Origin of the sequence: Crocosphaera sp. UHCC 0190 (genome assembly GCF_034932065.1) — a bacterium.
In the GTDB taxonomy this organism is placed as follows: Bacteria; Cyanobacteriota; Cyanobacteriia; order Cyanobacteriales; family Microcystaceae; genus UHCC-0190.
Map to the genome: position 1 here is coordinate 36,491 of NZ_JAYGHP010000014.1, position 21,127 is coordinate 57,617.

At 39.5% G+C, this 21,127-nt stretch carries 21 protein-coding genes; 11 read left to right on the top strand and 10 right to left on the bottom strand.

Annotated features, from left to right (window positions below):
- Window positions 1-123: 123 nt before the first annotated feature.
- A complete protein-coding gene (locus VB715_RS17420) occupies window positions 124-1,800 on the top strand; it encodes an ABC1 kinase family protein (RefSeq protein WP_416336955.1) in 1,677 nt (558 codons plus the stop codon).
- A 27-nt stretch (window positions 1,801-1,827) separates the two neighbouring features.
- Entirely contained in the window at window positions 1,828-2,190 is a 363-nt protein-coding gene (locus VB715_RS17425) for a hypothetical protein (RefSeq protein ID WP_323302493.1), read from the top strand.
- Between the two features lie 108 nt (window positions 2,191-2,298).
- Here VB715_RS17425 and VB715_RS17430 read toward each other — a convergent pair whose 3' ends face one another.
- Entirely contained in the window at window positions 2,299-2,640 is a 342-nt protein-coding gene (locus VB715_RS17430) for a histidine triad nucleotide-binding protein (protein WP_323302494.1), read from the bottom strand.
- 184 nt (window positions 2,641-2,824) lie between these two features.
- Here VB715_RS17430 and VB715_RS17435 point away from each other — a divergent pair, with 184 nt between their 5' ends.
- From VB715_RS17435 to VB715_RS17450, 4 genes are all read left to right on the top strand, one after another.
- Window positions 2,825-2,998, top strand: a complete 174-nt coding sequence (locus VB715_RS17435) for a hypothetical protein (RefSeq protein WP_323302495.1) — start codon at window positions 2,825-2,827, stop codon at window positions 2,996-2,998.
- 124 nt (window positions 2,999-3,122) lie between these two features.
- Window positions 3,123-6,152 carry an exonuclease subunit SbcC gene (gene sbcC, locus VB715_RS17440; protein WP_323302496.1) on the top strand — a complete coding sequence of 1,010 codons (3,030 nt, stop codon included), beginning with the start codon at window positions 3,123-3,125 and terminating at the stop codon, window positions 6,150-6,152.
- A gap of 4 nt (window positions 6,153-6,156) precedes the next feature.
- The gene (locus VB715_RS17445; RefSeq protein ID WP_323302497.1) at window positions 6,157-6,525 is read left to right on the top strand and encodes a hypothetical protein; all 369 of its coding nucleotides are present in this window, start codon (window positions 6,157-6,159) and stop codon (window positions 6,523-6,525) included.
- Window positions 6,526-6,703: 178 nt separating this feature from the next.
- Window positions 6,704-7,843, top strand: a complete 1,140-nt coding sequence (locus VB715_RS17450) for a DUF3747 domain-containing protein (protein WP_323302498.1) — start codon at window positions 6,704-6,706, stop codon at window positions 7,841-7,843.
- A gap of 130 nt (window positions 7,844-7,973) precedes the next feature.
- Here the strand turns inward: VB715_RS17450 and gcvH are convergent, their stop codons facing one another.
- The 6 genes from gcvH to hypD all read right to left on the bottom strand — a co-directional run bounded on the left by gcvH (window position 7,974) and on the right by hypD (window position 13,311).
- A complete protein-coding gene (gcvH, locus tag VB715_RS17455) occupies window positions 7,974-8,369 on the bottom strand; it encodes a glycine cleavage system protein GcvH (protein ID WP_323302499.1) in 396 nt (131 codons plus the stop codon).
- An 83-nt stretch (window positions 8,370-8,452) separates the two neighbouring features.
- Window positions 8,453-10,285 carry a GspE/PulE family protein gene (locus VB715_RS17460; RefSeq protein ID WP_323302500.1) on the bottom strand — a complete coding sequence of 611 codons (1,833 nt, stop codon included), beginning with the start codon at window positions 10,283-10,285 and terminating at the stop codon, window positions 8,453-8,455.
- 279 nt (window positions 10,286-10,564) lie between these two features.
- On the bottom strand, window positions 10,565-10,768 hold the full coding sequence (locus VB715_RS17465; protein ID WP_190670989.1) for a phycobilisome linker polypeptide: 204 nt from the start codon (window positions 10,766-10,768) through the stop codon (window positions 10,565-10,567).
- Window positions 10,769-10,971: 203 nt separating this feature from the next.
- The gene (apcB, locus tag VB715_RS17470) at window positions 10,972-11,457 is read right to left on the bottom strand and encodes an allophycocyanin subunit beta (RefSeq protein ID WP_323302501.1); all 486 of its coding nucleotides are present in this window, start codon (window positions 11,455-11,457) and stop codon (window positions 10,972-10,974) included.
- 68 nt (window positions 11,458-11,525) lie between these two features.
- Window positions 11,526-12,011: an allophycocyanin gene (locus VB715_RS17475; protein WP_323302502.1), complete on the bottom strand. Its 486-nt coding sequence runs from the start codon at window positions 12,009-12,011 to the stop codon at window positions 11,526-11,528.
- Between the two features lie 190 nt (window positions 12,012-12,201).
- Window positions 12,202-13,311, bottom strand: coding sequence for a hydrogenase formation protein HypD (gene hypD, locus VB715_RS17480; RefSeq protein WP_323302503.1), 1,110 nt, complete (start codon window positions 13,309-13,311; stop codon window positions 12,202-12,204).
- Between the two features lie 241 nt (window positions 13,312-13,552).
- Between hypD and VB715_RS17485 the strand changes: the two genes are divergently transcribed.
- Window positions 13,553-13,996, top strand: a complete 444-nt coding sequence (locus VB715_RS17485) for a SufE family protein (RefSeq protein ID WP_323302504.1) — start codon at window positions 13,553-13,555, stop codon at window positions 13,994-13,996.
- Between the two features lie 8 nt (window positions 13,997-14,004).
- On the opposite strand, the gene VB715_RS17490 is transcribed toward VB715_RS17485, so the two are convergent.
- Window positions 14,005-14,541 (bottom strand): transcriptional repressor, encoded by a 537-nt coding sequence (locus VB715_RS17490; protein WP_323302505.1) that lies wholly within the window; start codon window positions 14,539-14,541, stop codon window positions 14,005-14,007.
- 190 nt (window positions 14,542-14,731) lie between these two features.
- Window positions 14,732-15,616, bottom strand: a complete 885-nt coding sequence (locus VB715_RS17495) for a D-alanyl-D-alanine carboxypeptidase (protein ID WP_323302506.1) — start codon at window positions 15,614-15,616, stop codon at window positions 14,732-14,734.
- Window positions 15,617-16,073: 457 nt separating this feature from the next.
- Between VB715_RS17495 and VB715_RS17500 the strand changes: the two genes are divergently transcribed.
- Window positions 16,074-17,333 carry a dihydroorotase gene (locus VB715_RS17500; RefSeq protein ID WP_323302507.1) on the top strand — a complete coding sequence of 420 codons (1,260 nt, stop codon included), beginning with the start codon at window positions 16,074-16,076 and terminating at the stop codon, window positions 17,331-17,333.
- 36 nt (window positions 17,334-17,369) lie between these two features.
- Here the strand turns inward: VB715_RS17500 and VB715_RS17505 are convergent, their stop codons facing one another.
- Complete coding sequence (locus VB715_RS17505; protein WP_323302508.1) at window positions 17,370-19,079, bottom strand: DnaJ domain-containing protein; 1,710 nt, start codon at window positions 19,077-19,079, stop codon at window positions 17,370-17,372.
- 330 nt (window positions 19,080-19,409) lie between these two features.
- On the opposite strand from VB715_RS17505, the gene VB715_RS17510 reads away from it, so the two are divergent.
- The 3 genes from VB715_RS17510 to VB715_RS17520 all read left to right on the top strand — a co-directional run bounded on the left by VB715_RS17510 (window position 19,410) and on the right by VB715_RS17520 (window position 21,125).
- Window positions 19,410-19,910, top strand: coding sequence for a L,D-transpeptidase (locus VB715_RS17510; protein WP_323302509.1), 501 nt, complete (start codon window positions 19,410-19,412; stop codon window positions 19,908-19,910).
- Between the two features lie 38 nt (window positions 19,911-19,948).
- Window positions 19,949-20,695: a L,D-transpeptidase gene (locus tag VB715_RS17515; RefSeq protein ID WP_323302510.1), complete on the top strand. Its 747-nt coding sequence runs from the start codon at window positions 19,949-19,951 to the stop codon at window positions 20,693-20,695.
- Window positions 20,696-20,780: 85 nt separating this feature from the next.
- Window positions 20,781-21,125: an SH3 domain-containing protein gene (locus VB715_RS17520; protein ID WP_323302511.1), complete on the top strand. Its 345-nt coding sequence runs from the start codon at window positions 20,781-20,783 to the stop codon at window positions 21,123-21,125.
- Window positions 21,126-21,127: the final 2 nt, after the last annotated feature.

Below are 21,127 nucleotides of genomic sequence, written 5' to 3' on the forward strand. Positions count from 1 at the left end.
AGATATTTATATTTTTGTATATCAATCTTTAAGATCTCTTTTTTTCCATCCTTTCGAGTTCAGAGGCATTAGTTAAAGCTTGTGAATTGGCAACAACCAGAACTATCAAAATCTAGTTCCAACATCCAACAATTGAAAAAGTATAACCCTGCGGCCATCGCCCGTTATTACAGTTTTCGCCCTTGGTACGTCATCTGGCGGGCCGTAACCATTATCTGGTCTTTCGGTTGGTTTCTGATCCATCTCCAGTGGCATCACTGGTTTAGTGCCGACAAAGACAATAAACAGAAATGTGCCGCCGAATTGCGGGAAATTCTCACCCGTCTCGGCCCCACTTTTATCAAAGTCGGTCAAGCACTGTCAACCCGTCCTGACTTGATCCGTCCCGACTTTTTAGGGGAACTGATCAAGCTTCAAGATCAGCTCCCGCCCTTTGATAATGATACCGCTTTCGCCATCATTAAGAAATCCCTGGGAACCAGCATTGATGAAGCTTATCGAGAAATTTCACCCCATCCTGTAGCCGCGGCCAGTTTAGGTCAAGTTTATCGGGCTGTCTTACACACAGGGGAAGAAGTAGCCGTGAAGGTACAACGGCCCAACTTACGACCGACTTTAACCCGCGATCTCTTTTTAATGCGTTGGTCTGCTTGTCAATTTGGTCGCTTTTTACCCCTTAATTTAGGCCATGATTTAACCCTGATTATTGATGAATTTGGCATCAAGCTGTTTGAAGAAATTGACTATGTTAATGAGGGAAAAAATGCCGAGAAATTTGCGGCAAACTTCCGAAATGATAAAGATGTTAAAGTCCCCAAAATCTACTGGCAATATAGTGGCGATCGCGTCTTAACCTTAGAGTGGATTCAAGGGTATAAATTAACCGATACGGCACAAATTAAAGCCGCCGGAGTTGACCCCTACGAAATTGTTAAAATCGGTGTTACTTCAGGTCTAAAACAACTGCTAGAACATGGATTTTTCCATGCCGATCCTCACCCTGGAAACTTATTTGCCACCCTAGATGGACGTATGGCTTATATTGATTTTGGCATGATGGATCAGTTAGAAGAAGATACCAAAGAAACCATTGCCAGTTCAGTTGTTCAACTCATTAATCAAGATTATGATGCCTTAGCGCAAGACTTTGTTAATCTTGGTTTTTTAACCCCAGATACAGATATTAAGCCCATTATTCCTGCCTTAGAAAAGGTTTTAGGCAATGCGATCGGCCAAAGTGTAGGGGATTTTAACTTCAAAACCATCACCGATGATTTTTCGGCATTGATGTATGAATATCCCTTCCGAGTTCCCGCAAAATTTGCTCTAATTATTCGATCTTTAATCACTCAAGAGGGGTTAGCACTCAGTTTAGATCCTGATTTCAAAATTGTTGAAGTTGCCTATCCTTATGTGGCAAGACGTTTATTAACGGGAGAGTCTCCCCAACTAAGAAAACGGTTACTAGAAGTCTTATTTAAAGACGGTAAATTCCAATGGCAACGATTAGAAAATATGATCGCCATTGCCCGTTCTGATCAACAATTTGACTTGTTACCAACGGCACAATTAGGATTACAATATATCTTGTCTGATGAAGGAAGATATTTGCGTCATCAATTATTGTTGGCCTTAACAGAAGATGATCGATTACACACAGAAGAAGTTCAACGAATTTGGGCTTTAATTAGCGATGATCTTAAGCCACAACATTTATTTGATGCTGCAATTAATGCCCTGCGAGAACTGTCTACAGTCGGTGTAGCGGCGATTCTCCCCAATACAACTAACAGCCACTAAATTAGTTTAATTCACGACCTGCCTTTTATGTACTACTTACCTGAACCGCCTTATTTTTTGTTAATTGTTGGCTTGTTTACGGGACTAACCTGTGGTTTAGCCTTTGAAGCCACCCTAAAAATGAATGTCAAAGAATTGTTGAAAAAACCAGCTAATCAGATGTTAAAAGGTTCGGGTTTACAGTTACCTTTTCTTGGAATTTGTGTAGGAATTTGTGTCTTTTTATCCGCAGGATTAGAGATTTTTCTCTTTGATCGTTGGCTTTCCTATTCTATTGCTTTACCCATGACCATTTTTATTGCTGCTTTAGTTTGGATTCAACTAGAAAGCTTATTAAAGCAGATAAAAATTGGGGGTTCCAAAGCCATAGATTTAGATGTGTTTTACTAGGTTAAAACCGATTAATATTGAGACATAAGCCCGCCTTTGCGGGCTTTGTTTATCTAGCCTAACCCTTGAGGGTTTAGGGCTGAAAAAATAAATATTTCAAAATGGTTTCTAACCAGGAGGCCAAGTCATAAAACGACCCGCTAAAATATGCAAATGGAGATGATAAACGGTTTGTCCCCCATCTTCCCCATTATTAATGACAACGCGATAGCCTTTTTTTAAGCCGACTTGTTTTGCCACTTTATTAACAGTTAATAGCAAATGTCCTAAAAGGTTTTGATCTGCTTGCGTTGCGTCTTCTAGCTTAGGAATAGGCTGTTTAGGAATGACTAAAATATGAGTAGGGGCTTGCGGATTAATATCGGTAAACGCTAGGGCCAAATCATCTTCATAGATAATATTAGCAGGAATTTCTCGACGAATAATTTTACTGAATATTGTCTCAGTCATTCGTTAATTAAATTACTTCGGTTTGTTAGCATAACCATTCTAACATTTAACGCTCTTTTTATAAGCATACTTCGACAAGCTGTTATTGAGGGAATTGAATATAGCACCAGTCTTACTTGTTACAGCCTAGAAGGCTGTGTTACTGTAGATATTAACCCATTTAATCCGAGGAAAAAAATAACTAATGAATCAAGGTAAATTTGTCGCCATTATTACTGGAGCGATTTCTATTTTTTTAGCCGTTGCTTATCTCGTTATTGTCCAATTACTAGATTTTCGTGGTGAGATGATTCCTGCCCCAACCTTTGACATAATAATACCCCTATTTTTTCACATCTATCAGGTAAGACTTTTCTAGATTATAAATAATTGTAACAGTTTAAAGAGAAAGACTAGAATTATGGAGAGAAATCTAGTTAAACTAAATAACAGTACGTTGGCACTACGATAATTAGGTAGCTATTTTTACTTGACTAGCTAACATGATTCCTTTGCAACTTAGCCTCAAAAATTTTCTTAGTTATCGGGATGCTATCCTTGATTTTCGGGGGTTACATACCGCCTGTATTTGTGGTGCAAATGGGGCAGGAAAATCTTCTCTACTTGAAGCTATTACCTGGGTGATTTGGGGTAAAAGTCGGGCAGTTACAGAGGAGGATATTATCCATACCGGGGTCGATTATGTGCGGGTTGATTTTGAGTTTATTAGTAATCAACAAATTTATCGAATTATTCGCAGTCGTCAACGGGGAAAAAGTAATAGTTCTTTAGATTTTCAAATTGAAAGTGCCGGAGATTTCTTATCATTAACTGCCAAGGGAATTAGAGCAACTCAAGAGAAAATTATTTCTACTTTGAAATTAGATTATGATACTTTTATTAATTCAGCCTATTTACGACAGGGAAGGGCTGATGAATTTATGTTACGTCCCCCTACACAAAGAAAGCAGATTTTAGCGGATTTATTAAAGCTTGAACAATATGAAGAATTAGCGAGTAAAGCGAAGGATTTATCAAAACAATATAAGGGACAATCTGAACAAATTGAGATAAATTTATCGGGAATAAAACAGCAAATTTCTCAAGAAAAAGAAATTGAAAAACAACAAAAAATCTTGGTAAAAGAATTAGAAAGTTTGCAAATTTTACAAGCAGAAGAACGTCAAAAATTACAACTATTACAACAGGAAGAAAGTCAGCGTAAAACTTGGGAAGAACAATTAGGGTGGCAACAAAATAAACAGCGAAGTTTACAACAAGATGAAAAAAGACTGACTCAAGAAAAATTAGAATTAACGAACCAATGGACTAAACAAAAACAATTTCTCGATCAAGAAGGAGAAATTAACCATAAATATCAAGAATTGCTGCAATTTCAGAGGGAAGAAGAAAGCTTATCTCAGCAATTCCAATTATATCAAGATTTACAACAAAAAAGACAAGAACTAGAACAAGACATTTTAAGACAAAATAATCAGCTACAATTACAAATAAGACAAATACAAACCCGTTTAGAACATTTAGCAGAACAAGAAAAAGATCTACAGCAAATTCTAAATCGTTCAGAAGAAGTACAATCAGCCTTAAAGAAATTATATCACCATCGTCAACGATTACAACAATTAGATCAATTACAACATAAAGTAACTCCTTTACTGAAACAAAAACAAACCTTAGAGACTGAACTTGAAAAAATCAAAGCCAATTTAACTGCAAAGTTGGAACAACTTGAAATCCTAGAAAAGCAGTATTTAGAAGAACTTAAGAAAATCCCTGCTAAACGAGAACTTGCCATTAATATTGATACTAAAATTCAAGAAATTGATAAAAAGAAAGTTTATCAAAAACGGGTGCAAGAAAAAACACAAGAAAGACAGGTTTTGCAAGAGAGATTAAAAGTAAATCAACGTAGTTATGAAGAAAAAATAGAAGAATTACAACAGAAATTAAATCTATTAGAAATTCCTGAATCAGCTTGTCCCCTTTGCGAACAAGAATTAGACGAACATCACCGTCATCATGTGATTGGAAAAACTCACAAACAACAGCAAGAAATTCAAGACCAAATTTGGCTGTTGCGGGAACAAATGTCCGTGAGTAAAAGAGAAATTCAGTCCTTACAAATTGAATATCAACAATTAGAAAAAGAAGTAAAATCCTCTGTAAGATTACAGCAAGAATTTGGACAAATAGAAGCACAACTTGATCAAGCGGGGGAAGTAAAAATAAAGTTAAGGAAAGTTCAACAAGAAAAAGGGAAGATTGAGAAATTTATTACTTTAGAAACCTACGGATTAGAATTACAATCAGAACTCAAAATAATCACTCAAAAATCACAGCAACTTAACTATGATGAGCAAACTCATGGGTTAACAAGAGGAGAAGTGGAACGATGGCGATGGGCAGAAATTAAGCAAGCTAAAATTGAGGAAGCAATCCGGAATCAAGGGATTATTAATCAGCAAAAACCAAGGTTAATTAAACAACTTTCTCAGTTACAAACTCAGCTTAAACAATTAGATTCTGATTCAGAAGTCAGACAAAAAATTAATCAAGTTGAACAAGCTCTTCAAGAATTAGGTTATGATAGATCTCATCATCAAAAACTATCTAACTATATTCGTCAATCTCAATGTTTGGTGATTAGTTATCAAAAATTACAGGAAGCTAAACAGCAATATCCTAAATTACAAGAACAGCTAAACATTATTGAAAATAGATTACAAACAAATCGAAAATATCAAGGAAAAATACAACAAGAAATTAAGCAATTATCCGAAAATTTTGAAAAGATTAAAGATAATCGTCAGGAAATTATAACCCTAGAGAAAAAGATTCAGACTCAGCGACAAAATTTAGATGAATTATTAGCCCAAAAAGGAAGATTAGAACAATCTTTATCTCAATTAGATACCCTGAAACAACAATCTCAGGAACAAACACAACAACTTAAAGAAGTTCGTAAACAATATAGAATTTATCAAGAATTAACTAAAGCCTTTGGGAAAAATGGCATTCAAGCTTTAATGATTGAAAATGTTTTACCCCAATTGGAAGCAGAAACCAACCAAGTTTTATCCCGTTTAACAGGCAATCAACTCCATATACAATTTATCACACAAAGGGCAGGAAAAGGTAGCAATTCTCGTCAAAAATCTGCTAAACTAATAGATACTTTAGATATTATTATTGCTGATGTAAAAGGAACCCGTGCCTATGAAACTTATTCCGGTGGTGAAGCTTTTCGGATTAATTTTTCGGTTCGTTTAGCCTTAGCTAAATTATTAGCACAACGGGCAGGAACTTCTTTACAAATGTTGATTATTGATGAAGGATTTGGAACCCAAGATACAGAAGGTTGTGAGCGTTTAGTGGCAGCAATTAATGCGATCGCGGCTGATTTTTCCTGTATTCTAGCTGTTACCCATATGCCTCAATTTAAGGAGGCATTTCAACATCGAATCGAAGTGTATAAAACCAATCAAGGATCACAATTAAGTTTAGTAAGTTAGTATCATGAAACCATTAAAAATTGCCACCTTAAGCATTATATCAACCTTTTTAATCAGTCAGTCTGCTTATGCAGATCAATGTTCTTATGTTGAAAAAGAACAAGGGTTAAAAGCTATCTCATTTTTAAACCTAAATCAACAAATTTATCTTTTTTGTGAACCCTGTGGTGACAAAGTTCCTCAAGCTGTTATGATTGAATCAGTCGGTATAGGAACCGTCGGTTATCAAGATTTTTGGCAAGTTTCTGTTAATGGGAAAGGTGTAGATTTAGCTTATACTTATGTTCCTTCTAGTCTCGATAGAAAACCAATTAATTTAGCCGCACTTTCGGGATGTTCTGCTAGTGATGTGAGTCCTTTTATTAATTTTTAATTATTGTTTTTTTAGGCTATTTATCCGTACATCTAACTTCTTCTTGCAAATAGTAGACAAAATTTCCACTGTCCCCCCTTAGCAACATTCTCCCCATAAGCTACGTCAAGATCGCAGACATTAACGCGCTTTACTCGCGCCAAACTTTTAATGTTTTCAAGCTGTCATCATAAGGACTATGAAACTCACACTCATTGGCAAATTAGCCACTGTTACCACCTTTGCACTTATTAATATAATTCCTCATTTTCCCGCTCAAGCATCACCCTTTGAGCAACAAGAAGTAAACCAAGATGAATTTATTGCTATTACTAGACCTTATGGAGAAAATAAATACGATCTATTGATTGTGCGTCAAATTCCAGGACAACGACAATGTTGGAGTGAAAATGGTTCTAATCCCATTACAGTCGAGCCATTACTCCTCAACTTTAACTTTACCGGAAGTTGTGAACGCAGTACCGATAGCAACGGTTATTCAATCAGAGTCGATGGAGAAGATTACGGATTAGACTACCTGTTAAGAATTGTCGAACGGAACGGAGAATTAGTTTTAGTGGGAACTCATCGCACCAACCTGAGTCAACCCGAAATAGTCATCGGGAGAACCCACGGTATAGCATCAGGATTTCTAAAAATAGATCTTGATCCCGCTTGGCGATTTACTAAACGCGCTTATGGGGGTCAAGTCTTAGGCCATGTCTATTTAACTGGGGATAGTGCCGCGATCCAATCTCAACCCCCTTCAATGGCGAATAATAACTCTCCATTGACGATTAGTAACACTGAAACCGAATCCAGTCAACCCCTTCAACAACTCACCTTTACCGCAGAAAACGAACCCCCTACCTCATCGGTTTCCCCTCAACCTCTTCCCCCTTCCATCCCCTCCCGCAATACCTTACCGCCGCCCCCCAACTCCCAAACTTCCAGTGAACCCCCTCCTTTACCGGCTTTTTCCGATCTCCCACCCCTAACCCCTCCCCCTGTCAAAACTACCAGTGGGGTTGTACCGCCTCCCCCACCCAACGCCACGAATTCAGGACGGAATAACCTGTCTAATGTTGTCGGTTCTCTCTCTCGCTCCACCCCAACCGGAACACCAAAAACCGTCGCCGTCCAAGGATATAGAGTCATTGTGGCCGCGAATAATAATAGTGAGCAATCTCGCGTGCGATCGCTTTATCCTGATGCCTTTGCTACGTCTTACAAGGGACGTTCAATGTTACAAGTTGGCCTTTTTAGTAGTAAAGAGAATGCCGAAAAAGCCTATCAAAGTTTAGAAAATGCCGGATTAAACGCCATGATCATCCCTTAGTAGGACTGAGTAAGTAGGTGTTAGGGGTTGAGGGTTAGGTGTTAAGAAGTCATTGCTTTTCCCTATCCCCTATCCCCTATCCCCTAGATCAAAGAGTAAAATTTATTCACAAGCACCTCAATTAATATTCTTATTCCTCCCCTTCTACCTGAGCGCGATATTCTGTCGCCGTTAAGGTATCATCCAATTCATCATCAGGATTTTCCACCCGAACTTTGAGTAACCATCCATCTCCATAGGGATCATCGGCGATTAGTTCTGGCTCATCAATCATCGCTTCATTGCGTTCAATTACCGTTCCTGAAACCGGGGGGTAGAGATCTTCTACCGCTTTGACAGATTCGATGTGTCCAAAGCTTTCCCCAATTTCTAGGGAATCTCCGACTTCCGGCAATTCTAAAAAGACCAGATCACCCAGTTGATCAATGGCATATTCACTAATGCCAATGGTGGCAATTTCTCCATCTAACCGAACATATTCGTGGGAGTCTAAGTATCGAAGATCTTCAGGATATTCTAGTTCCATGACACATACTTAAATTTGCAGCAAAGTCAGTTTACACTGTCTTGGCTAAGGGGGATAGAGCTATGAGGACAAATGTCACTCATTCAAGACCAAGGATCGGGGATAGATCTAAACGGATTATTTCCTTCCCCCATGGCTAAGTCTTGATCGGGAGAAAAATCCGCCGCAATGGTTTCTTTATTGGGGTCTAATTCTCGTTTGAGTGCCTCCCAGTCTCCTGGATCTGTTAATTCTTCATAAAAACTAACCCCAGAGGTAATCGTTTTTTGGCAAAGATCAATCTCTTGGGGCAAATCTATCGGGATCTCAGTTTCTTTGAAAGCTTCCGCTTGATCCAGGGGTTTCATGGTTGACGGGGTTTCCGGGGAAATGGTTGGGTTTAATGCTTGTTTGAGTTGATGGAATTCTTGGGTCAAAGTCATTAACAGTTGTTCTACCGTTGCTAATCGCTGAGTGACATCTCCGGGTAACATCATCCCCCCTTCATCGGGGAGAGAAGCTCGAAGATAATCAGGAAATAATCGCGTTAATTCTGCCAAGGTTGTTTGTCCCTGATAGACTAACCCTAACCCTGCTTCTAGGGGCGATGTTTCCTGATTTGATAAGGCAACTTGTTTGAGGACTTCTCGTTCTGCTCCTTGGGCGATCGCCGTTCTTAGGGCTGGGGTGCTTTGAAATAGTTCGTAGAGTTGAATTTCCCCGTGATAGCCTTTCCCGTTACATTGTCGGCACAGTCGCCCCTTTTCTCTGGCTTGTTCAACCTCTGTCTCATTTAAGCTACGAGCTTGATAAAAGGTGATTTGGGCTTGTTTCTCTGGGGGAATTCTCCAGTGCGCGAATTCCTCGGCACTGGGTTGATGAACGGTGCGACAGGTCGGACAGAGACAACGGACGGAATGTTGATGAATCACCCCAATTAGGGTATCGGCCAACAAGCTAGGCGTTACCATCTGACTTAACAAGGCGATCGCAGTAATGCCATCCTCCGCCCTTAAACTGGTTAACATAAAATGGTCATTACGGGCCATTTCTGCTACCATCCGAGCCACAGAGGGATCGGGGAGCCGATCTACCATAATTCGCTGTTTATCCTGTCCTACCAAGGATTGCAGCACATCGGCATAGTCTTGTTCTGTGTCAGGATTCACTTCAATTTGCTTAATTCCTGGCAGAATATAACTCATGGATTCTTCCACCGTAGCGATGGCTTTGGGATTGCGATTTTCCTCCCAAAGCAACCCATAAAGCAGGACAGACGGATCGCTTTTATGAGGACTGGTGACTAATAATAATCCGGAGGAACGATGATTCACGGGTTGAAAGGATTTTCTGATTACCTGATCAGGAATGAGTTGAGATAAGCTCAAAGGCTGAATCGCGCTATCTAAGACGCGGATGAGAACTTTTTCCCCATAGAAACTGGGTTGGGTTTGAACCGAAAAATGAATGGTTCGTCCGCCCCCTCGTTTACGAATTCGACCTTTTTGGTGGGTTTGGTGTTGAGTAATATCCAATTCTGCCATGAGTTTTAAGCGTGAGATAATGGCAGAGGTGAACTTTTTCGGTAATGGATCTATCAGGGGTTTAAAACTCTCTCCTTGACGATAGCGAATACTGAGAAAGTTTTCTTCGGGTTCAATCTGGAGGTGGGTAGCCTGTTTTTCGACGGCTTTGGCGAGAATTTTATTAACCAGGGTGACAACAACAGCAGATTGGGCTTCATTTAACTTGATGAGATCTGAGGATGGGGTTTCCTCAAAACTATGGGGTATTTCTTGCCTGTTTTCTGTCCCAATGATGGTGGCCTCGAAATTGGGTGATTCTTCGCCGACAATGGTGACATCAAAGTCAGACTGTTGTTGGCCTATCATGGTGGCCTCGAAATCAAGGGGTTGTGTTTTGGGATTGTTTGACATTTGTTTCTTGAATATATAGTTGAATTAAACAGTCATAATTTTTTCGGGTTAACCCTCCCCATCAAAAGACGGGGTTAAGGGTTATATAGGGTTATATAAGGATAAATCAGGAGCTACAACAAATGGCGTTGCTTCAACAGCCTATTCTTTCTAAGGATTCCCAAATTTATTGTTGTAGTTAACATCCTTATTAGGAATTTTTAGCCAAGCAAAAAGAGGCCACAATTGACCTCCTTTTGGTTGAGTTGAAAACTCACAATTTCTGATACTAGCTGATTTCTACAGTAAGCCAGCGTTGGTGCCAGGCTTACCAGTGGCTAGTTGTACCTTGATGATTTTACCGCCCATTTTCATGATGCGTTGTTGTTCCCGAAACCAGTTATCATAGGGAACTAATTTGGTGAAGTAAGTATTTTGTAATTCCCGCTGAGTCCGAATTCTGGTTTGACTAGGGACACAAGCAGTCACTTTAAACATTCTCATGGGTTGAATTCTCCGAATTTTCGTCAAAAATTTTTGTTGACTGTTGTCTGAATACAACAAAGTTCGGGAGTCAGGAGTCAATACTAGTTCGTCAAAACTCATCTTTAGCAGCAAAGATTAAGCCTTTAACCAGCTAGCACTCACTCTAGACTTCCCGAACCTCCAATGGACAACCTTTTAATCGGTTGTGATCATCAGTTGTTCTAGCTTAAGCCAGAGCAAATGTGGTCAAAATAAACACCCATTTCTTTCCCTGCATCAGCACCAACCAAGCTAGCAGTTACTTCTTTCATGGCTTGAATTGCTTGTACTGTGCTGGAGACGGGAACACCTAAAGAGTTGTAGGTTTCTTTTAATCCGTTGAGTACACGCTCATCAAGGATAGAAGTATCGCCAGCTAACATGGCATAGGTCGCATAGCGGAGATAGTAGTCGAGGTCACGAATACAAGCCGCATAACGACGGGTGGTGTACATATTGCCACCGGGACGGGTGACATCAGAGTACAGTAAGGATTTGGCGACAGCGTTTTTGACGATCGCAGCCGCATTGGCACTGATGACACTAGCTGCGCGCACGCGGAGTTCTCCACTGGCGAAGTAGGTCTTCAATTTGTCCATAGCAGAGCCGTCAAGGTATTTCCCTTGAACGTCGGCGGAATTAATGACAGAGGTAATTGCGTCTTGCATAGTTTTGCTTCCTTAATCTTGCCTAGTCTTCAACAGTCTTACAAATATTGGGTAATGGCTAACTCGTTTTAGCCCATTGCACCGATAACATAATCGAAGTAAGAACCAGCTTCAGCCGCATCATCAGCAGACATCATTCCTGTGGCAACTTCTTTCATTTCACGAACGCTTTGAGCAACGGCACCCACGTCGGTTCCCAAGGATTTGTACATTTCCCGGACACCAACTAAGCCGATTTCTTCGATGGGGGTCACGTCACCGGAAACCACTCCATAGGTGATTAAACGAAGATAGTAGTCCATGTCCCGTAAACAGGTTGCGGTCATTTCTTCGCCGTAAGCGTTTCCACCAGGAGAAACGATGTCAGGACGCTTTTGGAAGAGGCGATCGCCAGCTTGCTTAACAATGCTTTCACGGGCTCCGGTTAAGGTTTCTGCAATGCGTAAGCGAGCAGCACCACCGGTGACGAATGCCTTGATTCTATCTAGTTCGCCAGGGCTGAGGTAGCGGGCTTCCGCATCAGCATTCACGATTGATTTCGTGACGATACTCATTGATGGATTCCTCCCAATAAAATGAATTAGATGCTCTTAAGCTGACATCTTATACGAAAAAGGGTTGCTGATTGGTGTTTCAACTTTATATGTTGCCAAGCAACCTGACCCAATTATTTTCTGGCATTGTGTTGACATTCACTATTGTTTCTTAATATTTTGTAATATTTCCTTCAGCAATCCTGGGTGATCACAGGGATGGTTTTTGGTGATGGCGATAGCGGTAATAGGCGGCACAAGCCCCTTCCGAGGATACCATAGGGGCCCCTAATGGCTTTTCTGGGGTACATTGAGTCCCAAAGGCGGGACAATGATGAGGCTTTTTGTAACCCTGCATGATTTCCCCGCTAATACAGGGGGTTGGGTCAGTTGATGGGGTAAGGTCAGCTAAGGCACCTGAAAATCGCTTTAAGGCATCATAGGCGGCATATTCTGTTCGTAATCCTAAGCCACTTTCTGCAATTTCTCCAATGCCTCGCCAGGAACGGGGAACAACTTCAAAAATTTCTTGGATTAATTGTTGGGCTAAGGAGTTTCCTTGGGGTTGTACTGACCGGATATATTGATTTTCACAGTAGACTTTTCCCGCTTCTAATTGTTGAATACAGAGGTAAATTCCTTGGAGAATATCAATGGGTTCAAACCCCGTTACAACAATAGGAACTTGATATTTTTGGGCAATGGGTTCGTAGGCTTGATAGCCCATGACGGTACAAACATGACCCGCAGCTAAAAATCCTTGAACAACACAATTAGGAGATGATAATAAGGCTTCCATGGCGGGGGGAACTAAAACATGGGACACCAATAACGAAAAGTTCTTAATTCCTTGTTTTGCTCCTTGATAAACTGCCATAGCGGTTGCTGGCGTGGTGGTTTCAAAGCCAACGGCAAAAAATACGACCTGTTTGTTCGGATTCTCTTGAGCAATTTTAAGGCTATCTAAGGGTGAATAAACAATGCGAACATCGCCCCCTGCTGCTTTAATTGTGAGTAAATCTTTTTGGGTTCCAGGGACTCGTAACATATCCCCAAAGGAACAAAAAATAACATCCGTTAGACTCGCTATTATTAGGGCACAATCAATTAACTCAATGGGGGTGACACAAACAGGACAACCTGGGCCATGAATTAAGGTAATTTCTTTCGGTAATAAGGTATCAATTCCATATTTCACAATGGAATGGGTTTGTCCGCCACAAATTTCCATGATTTTCCAGGGTTTGCTGGTAATCTTGGCGATTTTTTGGGCATATTGTTGGGCTAAAGTCCCACTGCGGTATTCATCAACAAATTTCATAATAATTGATCACGGTGTAATTAATCATTCGGTTTAGTTAAGATTAATTTGACTGAGAATTTTAGAATATTAAGCAAAAAACAAATTGATAGCTCAATCTTAATTGTTTTCTGTTTTATCTATGGATAAATTTATTTTTTTTTAACAGTCATGAATTATATTATTCTTGATTACTCTTGATAGAAGTCCGTTAACTTTGCTAGGATAAGGATAGATTATCAAATAATTTGAGAGTTTGTTTATGCCTGGTGATGCTTCTTCTTTACCCCCTAACTTAGCCCAGATTGTTGAACGGTTCAAAAAACGGTCTGACCCCAAAAAACGTTATGAACAATTACTCTGGTATGCCAAAAAATTAGAGCCGATGCCTGAAGAGAGTAAGCTGGAAGAAAATAAGGTTCAAGGCTGCGTTTCTCAAGTGTATATTACCGCCGATTTGAAAGATGGTAAAATTTGGTATCAGGGAGATTCTGATGCTCAATTAGTGAAAGGATTAGTGGCTTTCTTAATTGAGGGATTAAACGGGTTAACTCCCAGTGAAATTTTAGAAGTAACCCCTGATTTTATTGAAGAAACTGGTCTTAAAGTCAGTTTAACCCCTTCTCGTGCTAATGGATTTTACAACATTTTTCAACTAATGAAAAAGAAAGCATTAGGGTTTCAGTTAGGAATGTCTGCTTCATAATTTCCTAACTATTCTTCTGATTCAAAATCCAAAGAATGATGATGATCACCATCAGAAATAGCACGGGTACAAGACCAATTACTGGGAAGAGAAGAAGGCCAACCCATGCGAATGGCTTCAGGACAAATTGTCATAACGGTAAGTTGACAGTCAATGAGTTGAAATCCTTCTTTTTCAGATTGCTTAAGGCTGTGTTTTAAGATAGAATCATTTTTAAATTCAGTGGTTCTGTTACATTGAATACAAACCATGTGATGATGATGGTTAGGATAGGGATGATTAAGTTCATAGTGCTTGTGGCCTTCCGCTAGTTCTAATTCTCGTAAAATTCCCATCCGAGACATCAATTTAACACTACGATAAATCGTTGAGAGACTAATGGTTTCTCCTCGCTGTTCAAGAAGTTCATAAAGTTCTTCAGCACTGAGATGATTACCTCTAGAAAGGTTTTGAAAAACGTGTAAAATTTTTTCTCGTTGTGGAGTTAAACGCCAACCTCTGGCATTGAGTTCAGCTTTTAGGGAATTGGCAGTGTAGGGAGGCATAATAACTTGCTCTCACAAAATTCTATTAATTGACAATGATAGTCCTTCTTAAGAGCTATTTGCAACAGTCTTAATTTATTGATAAAACTTAGGCACTATTTCGGTGATGGGGTAATGGGGTGATGGGAGCATTAAGACAATTTTTCTCCTCATATCCTCACCTCCTCACTCCCTCACCCCCTCATTCCCGTTAATCACAAGGGCGAACGGTACTCAATTGTAGAACAATTTTATCAATAGAACCGATCAGAGCAGAACCAGAGACACTAAAATTGTTGGCCAGAATACTAAATACCACCATTCCAAAGTAAGGATGATTCATATAACCTGAGAGGGCGCGAACCCCCTTTAATGTGCCTGTCTTGGCGTGAACAGCCCCCTGGGCGGGTGTGCTTTTCATGCGGTTTCTTAGGGTTCCTGTTACGCCAGCAACAGGTAAGGATGTGTAAAATACGTCCCTGGCAGGGGTGTAATACATAGCCCGTAGGGTGGTTACTAAAGCCCTAGGAGTGGCAACATTGCGTCGAGATAAGCCGGAGCCATCTACTTGACTAAAACTGCTAGGATTAACACCAAGTTGAGTCAAGGCCTTTTTGGCAGCTTGTGGCCCTCCAATATGACGCAATAGGGTGTCAGCGTAATAATTATTACTTCTGACGTTGGTAACATTAACCCACTCTCGTAAGGATTTTGAACCAACTTTTGATTGGGGACTTAACAAGGATAAAGCTGCTGCTGTGGTAAAGATTTTGTTATTAGATGCGGGGATAAATTTTTGATCAGGGTTATGGCTATATAAAAGGGTTCCGTCTTCTAATTTTTCGACTAAAATTCCCCAGTTATTTTGATAGCGACCAATGATACTATCAAGAGCGGGTTCAATAACGGCAGAACAAGTTCCAGCAGTGTTATTTTCTGGGACGGGAACCTCAATTTCAATGGGTTCTTCTTCTTGAAAATATTCGGTGTCAACGGTGTTTGTGTTGACTTCATTGGCCAAACTAGGAGTTGTCCAAGCAACGGATGCCAGGGCAAAAATTGCTAGGGGTTGGAGCCAAAAATGGGTGAATTTCATGATTTTAATGTTTCCTTCACTACCTCGCTTTGTTACTCAAAGGTTTAGCAAGCAATTAAGAAACGTGCTAAAAGGAGTAAGACAATTTACAGAGCAAACTTTATCTTATATGTTCTGATAAGTCAAGTTAGTTGATAGTTGATCGTTGCTAGAGGTTGATTAGAGATCACTCAAACTCAATTACTACGGATTTCAAAACTATAATTAGAATGATGAATCCTATCGAGTTATCTTCTCAATAACTGGTGATTTAACTCTCGCTTTTTTAAATCCGAATTAAAACTATTTTTATATTCTTAATGAATTTTCTTTAGGGGTCAAAAACTTGATATAATCGCCAACAGTAACTAAAAAATTTAGAATCAACTAATTCTCGATATTGTACTAACTAAATCTCATAACTTCTAACCTCTGTACGGACGAACGGCCGTTCGTCTCTTCGACTTGTGACTTCATTATGACAACCTCTTCCCCTACCCTTATTCGACAAATTCGAGTTTTAGATCCTGTTACCAATACTAATACTATCAGTGATATCTTATTAGGATCAGGAATTATCCAAGCAATTGAACCTCATCTTGATAATATTGCCCCAAAAACCAAGATTATTGACGGAAAGAACCTGATTATTGGCCCTGGTTTAATGGATCTATATAGTTATAGCGGGGAACCTGGCCACGAAGACAGAGAAACCCTCAACAGTTTGATCCAGTCTGCGATCGCCGGAGGGTTTACCCGTCTGGCAATTCTCCCCCAAACTATCCCGCCTATTGATAATTTAGCCACTCTATCCTATTTACAACAACAGGCCCAAAGTTTGCCACCATCGATAAAACTCGACTTTTGGGGAAACCTTACCCTTAAAGGAGAGGGACAACAGATGACGGAATTGGGAGAATTAGCGGCTGCAGGGGTAATAGGATTTACAGATAACCAAGGAATCGAGAATTTAGGGTTATTAAGACGAATTTTGGAATATCTTAAACCCATCAAAAAACCGATCGCAATGGTTGCAGAATTTGCTTCTCTCAAAGGTAATGGGGTGATGCGAGAGGGGTATTCATCCATTAATTATGGCTTACCTGGCAATCCTACCATGACAGAAGCCACCGCAGTCGCCACGATCTTAGAAATGGTAGCCGTAACCCAAACCCCGGTGCATTTGATGCGAATTTCCACCCGTCGCGCAGTAGAATTAATTGCTTGGGGAAAAGCGAGAGGTATTCCCATCACCGCCAGTACCACCTGGATGCACTTGTTATTAGATACAGAGGCGATCGCTAGTTATCATCCCAGTTTACGATTAGATCCCCCCTTAGGCAACCCAGAGGATCGTCTTGCTTTAATTGACGGTGTTTCTCAGGGGATCATTGATGCGATCGCGGTAGATCATCATGGTTATACTTATGAGGAAAAGACTGTTCCTTTTGCAGAAGCACCTCCTGGGGCGATCGGGTTACAATTAGCCTTGCCCTTATTGTGGCAAGAATTGGTTGAAAAAGGTCAATTGACGGAGTTACAATTGTGGAAAGCCTTAAGTTGTTACCCTCGCCAATGTTTAGGGGAAAAATCAACCCCTTTAACCCCAGGGCAACCCGCAGAATTGATTATTTTTGATCCACAAAAATCCTGGAAGGTGACACCATTAACCCTTAAATCTTTAGATAGTAATACCCCTTGGTTGGGACAAGAAATTAAGGGGCAGGTGATTAGTTAAAAACAATTTTTACAAATTAAGTTGACTTTGTTACTGCTAGGATTTTAAGTTTAAAAATTGCTCATAAGCTTGATTAATGATTTGCATTTTTTGAATCGCTTCAGGAGAAGAATTAAGATCGGGATGATATTGTCTAGCTAATTGATGATAAGACGATTTAACTTCGGCTGCATCAGCGTTTTGTATTACGTTTAAAATCTCCCACCATTCTGTTGACAAAATACAATTATACGTTGATTCTTGAGTCCAAATTTTTAGAGTTCCCTTACTACCACCACTAATTAATAATTTTCCATCATTACTAAAAAGAATAGGGTGAGATCCTTTGAGAGTTTCTAGTTTTTTTCTTGAGGGTAAATGCCATAGTATTACTTCTTGATGACTCGCACTTACTAAAATGTTGCCATCAGGACTAATTGTCAGTCCTAAAACTCCTTTTGTATGACCAATTAATGTATCAATTAATTGTCCTGTTGATAGTTGCCATAGTTTGATAGTTTTATCGGTACTACCACTCACTAAATACTGACCATCAGGACTAATTTTTATTGTGTTAACACTGGCTAAATGTCCTGTCAAAATAGCCAAAGCTTGTGAATGATTAAAATGCCATAATCGAATGGTTTTATCTGCGCTTCCACTGGCAATAATTTGAGCATTAGAATTAATAGTGATTGACCATACAATATCAGAATGACCGTTAAATGTTCTTTCAAAATTTCCGTTATAACCATTCCATAAGCGGAGGGTATGATCGCCGCTACTACTAACTAAATATTTTCTATCCGATGTAAAATCAAGGGAAAAAATAGCCCCTTTATGACCAAAAGAATAACGAGATTTGGAAAGTGCAGAATTAAGTGTTTTGTCTTGTAAATTCCAAGCACTGATATTATTATCAAAATCACCAGTAACTAGAAGTTTATTGTCAGGACTAATGATAACAGATTGAACTTCTGCGGTTAATCCAAAAAATGTATAAACATGATTTTTCTGGTTTAAATCATACAATTTAACTGTGCGATCTGAACTACCACTAACTAACCAATAATTATCAGAACTAATGGCAATAGAATTAATCGGTGCGGTATGTTCATAAAGAATTTTTGTACATTTCCAGGTTACAGTTTCTGATTGATTTTCCTTCGGATTATTTTCAGGTATTTTTCCAGTAGAATTTTGAGAATTTTGAGCATTATTTTTTTGATTTTTGGTCGATGATGATACTTCTTCTTTGAGTTTTTTAAATTCTTCCTCTATACTATCTTTTGATTCAAATTCTCTCCAGATTTGTTCTTGCTCATATTCTCTTGTTATATCTTCCAAAAATTGTATATTTTCATAATATTTATTGTCATTATTAATGTCTAGAAATGGCTTAGTTAATCCATAAATCCCTAATCCTATCACTCCACCCGTGACGGCCATTGTTCCCATACCAATACCGATAGCTGTTCCCCCAAAACTTAAGCCCATCCCTCCAACCATTGCTGATAAGCTAGTACCTGAAACCACTCCTAACCCAATGAAGCTTAATGCTATGGTATCCCCTTCTTCAACAGCATTTAAACCACTATAAATGGCTGAACCTGTTACCATCCCTATCGTAGTCATTGTGCCTAGTCCTAGGCCAATTGCTCCAAATCCTCCAACTAATCCCATACTGCCTATTGTAGAATAAATACTAGCTCCTGTTACTGCACCAGTCCCGATAAAACCGATGCTTTGCGCTAAATTATTGGTCATATTTGATAAATGAATGAGAGGCTATAATCATAATAATAAGATTCCCAAAATAGTTAGAAAACATAACACTTAGTAATCAATTAGAATTAAGACATTAAGAGAACGGGGAAAAAGCCAGATATTAAAAAATATAAAAAAAATGAAATTCTTAACCATTTTTCAAAATACTAAGCTATATTGGAGTTATAAGCATCCAATTAGTCGATGTTAATAAGTTGCCCTAACTAACTTAACTTTAAAAAACAAGATTATTTAACAAAATTAAAGGTTCAAATCATCATGAATTCCTGGGGACTTTTTTTGCTCACAATAGGATTTTTATTACCTTTAATGGCAATCAAAGAGCCTACCTTAGCAGCAGAAACAAAACAGACAAATTATCAGATAAATCAAGAATGTCAGACTTGTTTGCGGTTAATTCCATCGGGAATAATCAATCAACAAAAGAATCCCATTTACTTATTAGAAGTGTATCATCAGGGACAACATTTATATACCTTTGAAACCGTAAGCGGTAGAAATTATACCCAAAACCGAAATCGTCACCAATCGGGAACAGAAGCCCCTTTACCCGATGGAAAATATACCATTAGTTCCCGTAGTATACCAGGAACAATTGTGGAAGCAGGGGGAAGATTTATCCCAGTTAAAGCGCAATTTCGGACAGGAAGAAGTGCTTTGGGAATTCATTATGATCCCAGTTATAATAAAAATAATGGAGAAGATGGCACATCGGGCTGTATTGGCTTAACAACCAGAACCAATTTTGAAACCTTGCGACAATTTATTGAAACCTATCGCCCTCAATTATTGATAGTGGATATTCAATAAAAGTCACGGATATTGCTAGTTTAAATTAGGAATTATTTATGCGTTTAAAACTCATATTAGCCTTTTTAACCTGTTTAGGTGTCTTTGCTTATATCACTGCTGCTAAAGAACAGCAAATCCAGGGGTTAGAGGAATTAGAAAAGGAAAAAAATGTTCAACTAACAGCCAATGAGTTATCGACTCGCAAACAACAGCAATGGCAAGAATTCCGTCAAGCATCAGAACCTCCCTTAGAAACCAAACCCCCCATTCCCCTCAATGGTTATCGTTCATCACCTCAACCCTTAGAACCTCAAGTTAAACAACAACCTCAAAATCCTGTACCAGAGGTTATTGCTCCTGTTGTTCAAGAAAATTATATGACCCTAACCCCCACGAATACCACTAATATTTTAGGAAACCCGATTTATGAATTGAGACTTTATGCCAAGGGTCAGTTAATCGCTAATTATGCCACTGTTACTGGAAAAGCGACCACACAAGACAAAAATCGTCACCAAGAAGGAACAGAGGCCCCCTTACCTGACGGAAGATATGCGGTAGCGAATACTGCCGTTGCGGGGACTGAACCGGAAGTGGGAGGACTATTTTTGCCCATTCAACCTTTATTCTCGACGGGACGTACAGCATTAGGCATTCATTATGACCCCTCCTTTCAGAAAACCAATGGAGAAGATGGAACCCATGGCTGTATTGCTTTAACCCAAAAACAAGACCTTGAGCAAGTATTGCATTACATCTACACCTATCAACCTCGATATCTTGAGGTGACAATTCAATCTTAAGACTTGTTGCAGAATTCGGGAATAAGGAACAGGAAACAGGATTAATTTTTTACTTCTTACTTCTCACTCACCGGAGGATAGAACCATGTTAAAAACCCTGATAACTAGCGCAATTTTGTTAAGTCTTGCCGTTTTACCCAGTCAAGCACAATTTGGCCCAGCCTGTGGCCCCAGTGATGGTGCTTGTCGGCCGGGTACTGGGGGAGAAAACCCCTATGGTCGAGTTTGTACTAATCAGAGGAATGGCCGTCTTTCCATGAGAACAGGCCCAGGACAAAACTATCGTAAAGTAACCGAAATTCCTAACGGCAATTATGTGGCACTCTCCGAGGGAGAATATGGCCCTGATGGAATTTATTGGTGGCGGGCTAACTATAATGGCCAAGGTGGCTGGGTACGCTCAGATTTCGTTTGTAATGACCCCCAATAAAC